This window comes from Lentimicrobium sp. S6, assembly GCF_013166635.1.
GTDB lineage: Bacteria > Bacteroidota > Bacteroidia > Bacteroidales > UBA12170 > UBA12170.
Map to the genome: position 1 here is coordinate 1 of NZ_JABKBZ010000133.1, position 5172 is coordinate 5172.

The following is a 5172-nucleotide window of genomic DNA, read 5'->3' on the forward strand; positions in this document are numbered from 1 at the left end:
TAGCAGCTACTTCAATCATACCATTGGTATTTCCGTAGCATCCACTTACATCTGTAAGTATTACTTCAACTACTTCTAATAAAGCAGGTTCGGTAATTACTGTTGGCATATCATAAAGAACTCTACATCCATTATTGTCCTTCACTTTCACTTGATAAGTTCCAGCTGCTAGACCTGTGAATACACCGCCATTTATTAGATAAGTGTCTCCATTATCTATAGAGTATCTCAATATTCCAGTTCCTCCTGTAGCATTGATATGAATCTCGCCACTAGCATCTCCAAAACAGCCCATCACATTAACCACATCTACTGATACAATATCAATAGCATCAGGCTGAGTAATTGTAATAGATTCTTCTAGAACAGTTTCACAACCATTAGCATCACGTACTAAGATTTCATAAACACCTGCTCCTAATTCTTCGAATACTGGATTCACAAAATAGCTTCCTCCATTGTCGATAGAATATAAATAATTAGGTGTTCCTCCACTAGCTGCGATTTCAATGCTTGCATTCATATTACCGGCGCAAATGCTAACATCTGTTACCAATACTTCATCAATAACTAAAGCTGATAAAGGCTCTGTCACTGTATGAGGTCCTGAAATTTCGACACAATCATTGGCATCAGTTACTGTCAATACATAATCGCCAGGTAATAAACCGTTAATACTTTCGGTATCAGCAGTAAATCCATCAGGTCCTACCCACTCATAACTAAAGTCTGGTGTTCCACCTGAAACTGTCATATGTACAGATCCTGTGCTATTTCCAAAACAATCTACATTAGTGATTCCATCTAAAGCAATAACGATTGGAGCTGGTTCATTTACATGAATTGTTATTCCCCATCCGCTAATACAATCATTGGCGTCTTTCACATAGATATCATAATCACCGGCGGCTAAATCTTCGAAAAGATTTGATGCTTGCCAAGTAGTAGCATTGTCTATAGAGTACATATATGCTGGTGTTCCGCCACTAACTATTACAGTTATAGTAGCATTTTCATCACCTTCACATCCTGTTACATTTGAGGTAACAACATTGTCAACAACTAATACATCAGGTTCTCCGATTACAATATCAGTTGGCCAAGAAGTTACACAACCATGTATATTCATAACAGATACAGGATATGTGCCAGGAATAAGACCTGTAAATATACCATCTGTATTTGAATAATCAGTTCCATCAATACTATATGTTAAATCACAAACAGCATCGGTAGCCACAACAGTAATGGTACCATTATCATCACCATTACAAACAACATCAGTTGAAGTAACATCTAAAGTGAAAGTATCATCTATCTTAATCACGTGGTCGAAACTATCAAAGTTTCCACATTCGTCTGTTACAGTATATGTTCTAGTGATTACGATTGGACAAGTTCCTACTTCTACATCTACACTTGATACAATAATATCTGCATCGTTGGTACATACATCAGTAATGGTTAATCCGCCTGCTAATGCTTCAATTCCTGCTACAGTTGCTTCTGCGGCTGGTGCTGCACTGGCATCACATCCTTCTAATACTGTTTCGTCAATAGCTCCTGCAACAACTGGTGCCTGAGTATCATTAACATATAATACATGAACAAAATCTACACTTGTATTACTACTTTCGTCAGTAGCTGAATATGTTCTTGTTATCATCATTGGACAACTTCCTGTTACAACATCAATATTACTAATTGTAATATCTGCTGAGGCAGAACATGCATCTGTTATCGTTAAATCTCCTGCTAATGCTTCTAAAGCAGCAACTGTAGTTTCTGCTGGAGAAGCTGTGACATCACATCCTTCAATATTAGAATCTAATAATGAACCTGCGATAACAGGTGCTGTTACATCATTAACGGTGACGGTTGTCATACAAGTTGCATCATTACCATTGCTGTCCGTTACTGTTAATGTTACTGTATTTGGACCTGCATCGGCACATGTGAAGGAATTTGGTAATACTGTCATTGTAACAATTGCACAATTATCAGAAGAACCTAATCCTATAGCATCAATATCTGTTGATGTTAACATATAGTTCCCTGTTGCATCTAATTCTACTGTTATAGGATTACATACGGCAACGGGAGCAATATTATCATTAACAGTGACAGTTGTCATACAAGTTGCATCATTACCATTGCTGTCCGTTATTGTTAATGTTACTGTATTTGGACCTGCGTCGGCACATGTGAAGGAATTTGGTAATACTGTCATTGTAGCAATTGCACAATTATCATAAGAACCTAATCCTATAGCATCAATATCTGTTGATGTTAACATATAGTTACCTGTTGCATCTAATTCTACTGTTATAGGATTACATACTGCAACGGGAGCAATATTATCATTAACAGTGACAGTTGTCATACAAGTTGCATCATTACCATTGCTGTCCGTTATTGTTAATGTTACTGTATTTGGACCTGCGTCGGTACAAGTAAATGAATTTGGTAATACAGCCATTGTAGCGATAGCGCAATTATCAGAAGAACCTAATCCGATAGCATCAATATCTAATGATGTTAACATATAGTTTCCTGTAGCATCTAGTTCTACTGTTATAGGATTACAAACAGCTACTGGATCAATATCATCACCTACACCTACGGTATATGTTTCAGCAGGGTCTATGGTACAACCATCACTATCTTTTACTAAAATAGTATGGTCACCTTGTGTTAAACCTGTGAAAATATTTGAGGTTTGATATGGGTTTCCGTCAATTGAATATTCAAAAGCACCAAAACCACCACTAGCAATAATCTCTAGTTCTCCATCTGAACCACCAAAACAAGTGACATCAGTAACAAAAACATCGTCGATTTGAACTTCTGGACGTTCTGTAACTTCGAAATCATTTAATGGATAAGCTACTTCACAACCTGCAGCATCTTTTACCCAGATTTCATAGAATCCGGCGAATAAATTATCAAAAACATTGCTAGCTTGATAAGTCACGCCTCCATCTATAGAATATTCATAACCAGGAGTTCCACCAGATACCAAAATTTGAATTTCTCCATTTTGATCACCAAAACAAGGAACAACGGGTTGTTCACCAACAAAATCATAAGTGATAGCAGTTGGCTCTCCAATAACAACAGCATTACTTCCGCCACCGTTGTCATAATCACCTGTACAACCTTCTGTATCCATCACTGATACATTATAAGTACCTGCAGTAAGTCCGGTAAAGGTATAAACATAAAAATCAACACCGTTCCAAACTCCTGTTTCATAAGTAGAACCATTGTCAATTGAAATTTCAGTTGGTCCTGAGTTTCCTCCTTCAACTTTTACTTCAATAGAACCATCAGCTCCTCCATTACAAGTAGCATCAGTTGGAGTAACAACATAAGTAAATGGTTCTGGTTGGCCTATAAAGACCACTTCATCATCATCACATCCATTTGAATCTGTAACTGTTACCGTATAGCTATTTGCAGGAAGATTCACAAACTGTGTTCCTACTAGGCTACCTGCGACTGGTGCAATAGTGAAAGTATAATCTGTTATACCTCCTGTTGCGGCTAAATCAATAATTCCATCAGTACCACCAAAACATGTTACGTTTTGATTTCTTACTGAAGTATTATCTAGCTCTGCAGGTTCACTAATTGTATAAACTGAACTTGTAAGATCACATCCATTACTGTCTGTCACCTCCAAGGTATAATCTCCAGCTTCTAAGCCTGATAAATCCTCAGTTTCTGGGTCAACAAAACCAGCAGCTGTACTTGACCATGAATAAGTATAGGAAACAGTTCCACCACTTACAGTCAGGTCAATATAACCATCACCTGATCCAAAACAAGTAATATCATCAGCATCAACCAAAGTAATATCAAGAGCTGTAGGTTCGTCAATGGTAACTGTTTTAGTTATCAAGCAACCATTGGCATCTCTTACTCTAACACGATATACTTCTCCATCTAAATTAGAGAAAATATTAGAGCTTTGCCAAGCTTCGTCCCAAGTACCACTTTGAAGTTTGATGCGATATTCATATGGAGCAGTACCACCTGTTGCAGAAACCTCAATTTCTCCATTAGCAGCTCCATTACAATCTACATCAGTAGTAGTAAATGTGAAATCAAGAACATCAGGTTCTGTTATTGTATAAGTAGCACTAACAACTGGACCACATCCTAGATTATCATCAACAGTTAAAGTATAAGTACCAGGAGTTAATCCTGTAATGTCTTCTGTTGTAGCTCCATTGTCCCATAAATAAGTATAAGGACTATTTCCACCAGTAACATCTACATCAATAGCACCATCATTGGCACCATTACAAGATACATTGGTTTGAGTGTTTAAAGAAACCGCCAAAACATCTGGCTCATCAACGGTAACTGTTTTTGTAATAGTACATCCATTGGCATCTCTAACTCTAACGCGATAGGTCTCACTAGCTAAACCTGAGAAAGTACTAGAAGGTTGCCATGGTTGAGTCCAAGTGGCTTCGCTTTGAAGTTTGATGCGATATTCATAAGCACCAGTTCCGCCAGTGGCGTTGATTTCAATTTCTCCATCAGATAATCCATTACAAGAAACATCAGTAACAAACGAAGTAAAATCTAGCACTGTAGGTTCTGTTACTGTATAAGTATCAGAAGTAGTACAACCATTATTATCAGTTACAGACACGGTATAGTCTCCAGCTAATAATCCTGTTATGCCTGCTGTTGTAGCTGAATTACTCCATAAATAGGTATAAGCAGGAGTTCCTCCAGCAACAGCTGCAGTCAATTCACCAGTAGCACTTCCGTTACAATCAACCATCGTAGATGAAGATAGAGTTACACTAAGTGCAGCAGCTGGCTCAGCAATTGTCCAAGAATCTGAAGTTGTACAACCATTTGCATCAGTTACACTTATGGTATAAGTTCCTGCAGCTAGGGAAGAAATATCTTCAGTTGTCGCTGCATTACTCCATAAATAAGTATAATCTGTGGTTCCTCCTGATGTGGTCACATCAATAGCACCTGTAGACTCACCGAAACATAATATATTTGTTTCAGTACCTATAACAGCTAATACTGAAGGCTCAGAAACACTATGAGGGCCAGATGTAGTTGTACATCCATTGGCATCCGTTACAGTTACACTAAAGTTTCCTCCAGATAATCCTGAAAGATCCTCTGTAGTTGCTC

1 pseudogene is annotated in these 5172 nt (G+C 37.8%); it reads right to left on the reverse strand.

The annotated features are described in order from the left end of the window. Window positions 1-5172 (reverse strand): annotated as a pseudogene (locus tag HNS40_RS21510) (hypothetical protein); the annotation flags it as partial.